This is a genomic window from Trichloromonas sp., assembly GCF_041583255.1.
Lineage (GTDB): Bacteria > Desulfobacterota > Desulfuromonadia > Desulfuromonadales > Trichloromonadaceae > Trichloromonas.
Genome location: NZ_JBFHGD010000222.1, coordinates 1 through 5,278, shown reverse-complemented (window position 1 = coordinate 5,278; position 5,278 = coordinate 1). Strand labels below are relative to the sequence as shown.

5 protein-coding genes and 1 tRNA gene are annotated in these 5,278 nt (G+C 60.9%); 5 read left to right on the top strand and 1 reads right to left on the bottom strand.

The genetic code is table 11. The features are described from left to right. Window positions 1-239: 239 nt before the first annotated feature. Window positions 240-315, bottom strand: a tRNA-Phe gene (locus ABYV89_RS14270). A 171-nt stretch (window positions 316-486) separates the two neighbouring features. Between ABYV89_RS14270 and otsB the strand changes: the two genes are divergently transcribed. From otsB to ABYV89_RS14245, 5 genes are all read left to right on the top strand, one after another. Continuing rightward, window positions 487-1,266 (top strand): trehalose-phosphatase, encoded by a 780-nt coding sequence (gene otsB / locus ABYV89_RS14265; RefSeq protein ID WP_432823607.1) that lies wholly within the window; start codon window positions 487-489, stop codon window positions 1,264-1,266. 2 nt (window positions 1,267-1,268) lie between these two features. Next, entirely contained in the window at window positions 1,269-2,708 is a 1,440-nt protein-coding gene (locus ABYV89_RS14260; protein WP_432823606.1) for an alpha,alpha-trehalose-phosphate synthase (UDP-forming), read from the top strand. A gap of 395 nt (window positions 2,709-3,103) precedes the next feature. Then, entirely contained in the window at window positions 3,104-4,123 is a 1,020-nt protein-coding gene (gene aroF, locus ABYV89_RS14255) for a 3-deoxy-7-phosphoheptulonate synthase (protein ID WP_432823605.1), read from the top strand. A gap of 78 nt (window positions 4,124-4,201) precedes the next feature. Then, window positions 4,202-4,477: a hypothetical protein gene (locus ABYV89_RS14250; protein ID WP_432823604.1), complete on the top strand. Its 276-nt coding sequence runs from the start codon at window positions 4,202-4,204 to the stop codon at window positions 4,475-4,477. 338 nt (window positions 4,478-4,815) lie between these two features. Next, window positions 4,816-5,278 (top strand): aminotransferase class I/II-fold pyridoxal phosphate-dependent enzyme (locus tag ABYV89_RS14245; protein ID WP_432823603.1); only part of this gene is annotated, 463 nt, incomplete at its 3' end.

Genomic DNA, 5,278 nt, shown 5'->3' with positions numbered 1-5,278 from the left:
TGACTCCATTTATTTTTTTGATAAGTGCCCGGAATACTGGAAAAATCGGGTTTACAGAGTAGCCCAGTCCCTAACTTTTCACAGATCGACCAGATCGGAACCGACAACGAGCCCCCTGCATCATTCTGAACAGAATAAAAAAGAAGGGTCATTTTCAAATCTTGGCACCCATCTTGGCACCCACCGGGCCACAAACAGAAAAAGCACTTAGCGAACAAACGCTAAGTGCTTGATTTTTCTGGTGCCCAGAGACGGAATCGAACCGCCGACACGAGGATTTTCAGTCCTCTGCTCTACCGACTGAGCTATCTGGGCGAAGAGAGCACCGTTTATATCTGAATCGGATTTGACTGTCAAGAAAAAATAGGCATTCATTTGCCTTTCTGATTTTCACCGGCCCTGCGCGCCTGTCGTCTGATTTTTTGCGATCTCAGCGTACTGTGATATAAAAGACTCAGACTTTAATCATGGATCACTTACAAGAATATGAACCAATTCGATTTTTTCTGGAAGCGCCTGCACCACGCCGAGCAACCGATTCTGCTGCTCGACTATGACGGCACCCTGGCCCCGTTTCAGGCAAAGCGGGACCAAGCGGTCCCCTACCCCGGCGTACGCGAGCTGCTGTCTGCCATCCTCGCCGCCGGTCGCACCCGGCTGGTGGTGGTGACCGGACGCCCCTGCCGCGACCTGGTGACCCTGCTGGGCATCGACCCGCACCCCGAAATCTGGGGCTGTCACGGATGGGAACGGTTGCTGCCCGACGGCCGGCACGAACTGGGAGAAATTTCGCCGGCCGCCCGAAAGGCGCTTCTGGCCGCCCACCGGTGGGCGGAGGATTCCGGCTTCGCTCCCAACTGCGAAGTCAAGCCGGTTTCAACCGCTATCCACTGGCGTGGCCTGGCGAAAACAACGGCCGGCGAACTGCGGCACCTGACGCTGTCGGCATGGCAGCCGCTGGCGGCCGCCGGCGGCCTGCAGTTGCATGATTTTGACGGCGGCCTGGAGCTGCGCTGCCCGGGGCAGGATAAGGGGACGGCGGTTCGCCAGGTGATCGCAGAGACACCCCCCGATACGCCTGTGGCCTACCTGGGGGACGACCTGACCGACGAAGATGCCTTTATCGCGCTGAAGGGCCGGGCCCTGACGCTGCTGGTCAGGAAAGAAGCGCGGCCGACGGCGGCCGCGTTTCAGCTGCAGCCGCCGGAAGAGCTGATCGCATTTCTGCGCGCCTGGCTGCAGCACACCTCGACTGAAAAGGGATAACCATGGATAACCCGTATCAGCGACTGGTCGTGGTCTCCAACCGGCTGCCGATCGTGGTCAGCCAGGAGGACGGCGACTGGCAGATCAAGCCCGGCTCCGGAGGACTGGTCACCGCCCTGGCGCCGGTGCTGCATGAGCAACGGGGCCTGTGGATCGGCTGGCCCGGCTGCAGCGACGAGGCCCCCCTGGACGAGCTGTTCAGCCGTTTCAGCCGGGAGCAGCAGTACCAGTTGCACGGCGTGACCCTCACGACCGAGGAAGTGGAAAAATATTACCTGGGGTTTTCCAACGAAACGCTCTGGCCGCTCTTTCACGACCTGCTCGGCCATTGCCATTTCAACCAGGAAAACTGGCTCTGCTACGGAACCGTGAACCGCCGCTTTGCCGAGGCCATCGCCGAAGTGAGCACGAAAGACGATTTCATCTGGATACACGACTACCAGCTGGCCCTGGTCGGCTCCCATCTGCGCGACCTCGGCATCCGCCAATCACTGGCCTTTTTCCTGCACATCCCCTTCCCCTCCCCTGACCTGCTGCGCCGCCTCCCCTGGAAGACCGAACTCTTGCGGGGGCTGCTCGATTACGACCTGATCGGCTTCCAGACCCTGCGCGACCGCCGCAACTTTCTCAACAGCGTGCTGACCATGGTGCCTGAAACCGAGGTTCTGAGCCGACACCGCTACTACACCCTGCTGCGCTATCGTGACCGCACCCTCAAGGTCGGCCACTTCCCCATCAGCATCGACTTCGCCCAGTTCGATGCCGCCGCCCGCAGCCCCGAGGTTACCGATGCCGCCTGGTACCTGCATGAGCATCTCGGGGGGCGCCAGCTGGTGCTGGGAATCGACCGACTCGATTACACCAAGGGGATCCCCGAGCGCTTTCTGGCCTTTGAACGGGCTCTGGAAAAGTACCCGGAGATGCGCAAAAACCTGTCGCTGATCCAGGTGGTCGTCCCCAGCCGCACCGACGTGGCCGAATACCAGCAGCTCAAGGAAGAACTCGACGGCCTGGCCGGCCGGATCAACGGCCGCTTTGCCGAACCGGGCTGGATGCCGCTGCATTACCTTTACCGCAGCCTCGATCCGGTTCAGCTCTTTGCCTATTACCGAACCTCGGAGATCGCCCTGGTCACCCCCTTGCGCGACGGCATGAACCTGGTGGCGAAGGAATACTGCGCCTGCTCGGTGGAACGCAAGGGGGTGCTGATCCTGAGTGAGTTCGCCGGGGCCGCCGACCAGCTCGGCAAGGGGGCCCTGCTGGTCAATCCCTACGACATCGAAGGGACGGCGGACGCCATCTTTCAAGCCTACTCCATGCCCGAGGAGGAACGCCTGCGGCGGATGACTCTGCTGCGCGCCAAGGTCCGGCGCAACAACGTGCATCGCTGGGTCGGCTGGTTTCTGGCCGAAACCCACCCGCACGGCGAGCCGCATGGGTGAACGGGTAAATCTTACGTGCCCCTTTTTATCACTTGCCAGCAGGAAGGATCTCTGTTAATAATTCATCATTCAACCTGATGGAGACTCTCGCAGCATGCAGAACTTTTTCGCCAACTTTATGAACTTTATCTTCTGGTACGGCTTTTATTTTAGGCCGTCTGCCCGGGGTACAGGTTCGTTGGCGTAGTAAAAGACCAAGCACCGAACCAGCAAAACCATGGGCAGACCGTTTCCGGATCTCTCATGGTTTTTTCGTTTTCTGATCGATGAATGAAAAGGCCGCATGGGAAGACCGGGCGGCCTTGACTTTTTGCCCTGTACCGGCTCGGTGATAACGGACCGCAGCACCCCTAACGTTCATCAACCACGGATCGATCAGCCAAGGAGCAAAAACAATGATTATCGTCATGAAAAAAGGTGCCGACAAAGAGCAGCTGGCCGAAGTCAAAAAGCGCATCCGCGAACTCGGCTACAAACCCCATGTGATCCACGGCGAAACCCGCAACGTCATCGGCGCGGTCGGCGACGAGCGCGGCAAGTCGGTGCTGCAGGCCCTCGAATCGATGCCGGGGGTGGAAAACGTGGTGCCGATTCTGAAGCCCTACAAGCTGGCCAGCCGTGAAGTGAAACCGGAGCCGAGCACCATCGATCTCGGCGGCGGTGTGCTGATCGGCGGCGACAACCTGGTGGTGATGGCCGGCCCCTGCTCGGTGGAAAGCGAAGAGCAGATCCTCGAGACCGCCCACGCGGTCAAGGCGGCCGGCGCGACCGTGCTGCGCGGCGGCGCCTTCAAGCCGCGCACCAGCCCCTACTCCTTTCAGGGGATGGAAGAGGATGGCCTCAAACTGCTGGCTTTGGCCCGCGAAGCGACCGGTCTGCCGATCGTCACCGAGGTGGTCAACCCCCGCGACGTCGACCTGGTGGCCCGCTACGCCGACATCCTCCAGGTCGGCGCCCGCAACATCCAGAACTTCGCCCTGCTCAAGATGCTCGGCAGACTCGACAAACCGATCCTGCTCAAGCGCGGCATGGCCACCACCATCCAGGAATTTCTGATGAGCGCCGAGTACATCCTGGCCGAGGGGAACCGGCGGGTGATCCTCTGCGAGCGCGGCATCCGCACCTTCGAGACCGCCACCCGCAACACCCTCGACATTTCGGCGGTGCCGGTACTCAAGGAACAGACCCACCTGCCGGTGGTCATCGACCCCTCGCACGCCACCGGCCACGCCAGCCTGGTTCCCTCCATGTGCTATGCCAGCGTCGCCGCCGGCTGCGACGGGCTGATTGTCGAGGTGCACCCGCACCCGGAAAAAGCCGCCAGCGACGGGCCGCAATCCCTGCGCCCGGCGGAGTTCGCCGCGATGATGAAAAAACTGCAGGCCTTTGCCGAAGTCGCTGGCAAAAAGCTGTAGCAACCACCCCAACCGGGGGACGGAACCGCGCCTTGACGAGAAGCCTTTCGTTCCCCGGTTAATTATTCCGGAGTCCCCATGTTTTTTATCCCCCTGTCTCAGCTTGAAAGCGTCGAACTGGTCATCCATGCCCTGCGGGCCGCCGGCGGCCAGGCCGACTGCACGGCCTGCCCCGCCTACCGGGTCTGCATGAAACAGTGCCTGACCATCGCCGACGCCGTCGGCCGGATGGTTCAGGACGGTACCCTGCTGGAAATCGGCCCCGATGACGACCCGGAGAACAACGGCGGCGGCAGCACGGCAAAAACGCCCGAGGGCAAGCCGGTGCGCGGCGGGCTGAAGGTGGTCAAGTAAATCCTCCTGGACCGAAGGGCCCCTCCGCCCGGGGAAAACAGGAAACCGTTGACTTTGCTTGCGCGCTGTGATAACCAAGCACACGGACTTTACGGGAGCCTGACCTGATGCTCATGGACCAGAAACAACTTTCCCTCGCAGCAACCGCAGCACGAGCGTGCATCGCGGCCGCAGCAGCCATTTACCTGGCCTCTGCCTGTTGCCTGGAGGGTTGTCCGTAACTCTCACACAACAGAAGCACCGAGGCCATGGGTAAGCATCCATGGCCTTTTTGTTTTCCTGAACGCACCAACCCGCCACCGCGGCGGATTTTTTCAATACTCAACGGGGAGCTCAGCATGCGCAACAACATCGTCCATATCGGAGCGGGGGAACTGACTTACGAAATTCGGGCCATCGTCGAGATCGCCGAAAAGCTTAAAAAGCTCGGCATCAAGACCAACATGGAGAACATCGGCGACCCGGTGGCCAAGGGGGAAAAAATTCCCGCCTGGATGAAAAAAATCGTCGCCGACCTGGCCATGAAGGACTGCTCCTACGGCTATTGCCCGACCCGCGGCGTGCTGGAGACCCGCGAATTTCTCGCCGAATTGACCAACAAACGGGGCAAAACCCAGATCAGCGCCGAGGACATCCTCTTCTTCAACGGCCTGGGCGACGCCATTCAGAAGGTTTACGGCCTGCTGCGCCGCGAGGCCCGGGTCATCGGCCCCTCACCGACCTACTCGACCCACTCCTCCGGCGAAGCCGCCCACGCCGGCCAGAAACCGGTCTCCTACCGGCTCGACCCGGACAACAACT

Bases quoted from the DNA above. Each gene is read 5' to 3' on its own strand.
- otsB (WP_432823607.1), top strand. From the start codon at position 487: ATGAACCAATTCGATTTTTTCTGGAAGCGCCTGCACCACGCCGAGCAA.
- ABYV89_RS14260 (WP_432823606.1), top strand. From the start codon at position 1,269: ATGGATAACCCGTATCAGCGACTGGTCGTGGTCTCCAACCGGCTGCCG.
- aroF (WP_432823605.1), top strand. From the start codon at position 3,104: ATGATTATCGTCATGAAAAAAGGTGCCGACAAAGAGCAGCTGGCCGAA.
- ABYV89_RS14250 (WP_432823604.1), top strand. From the start codon at position 4,202: ATGTTTTTTATCCCCCTGTCTCAGCTTGAAAGCGTCGAACTGGTCATC.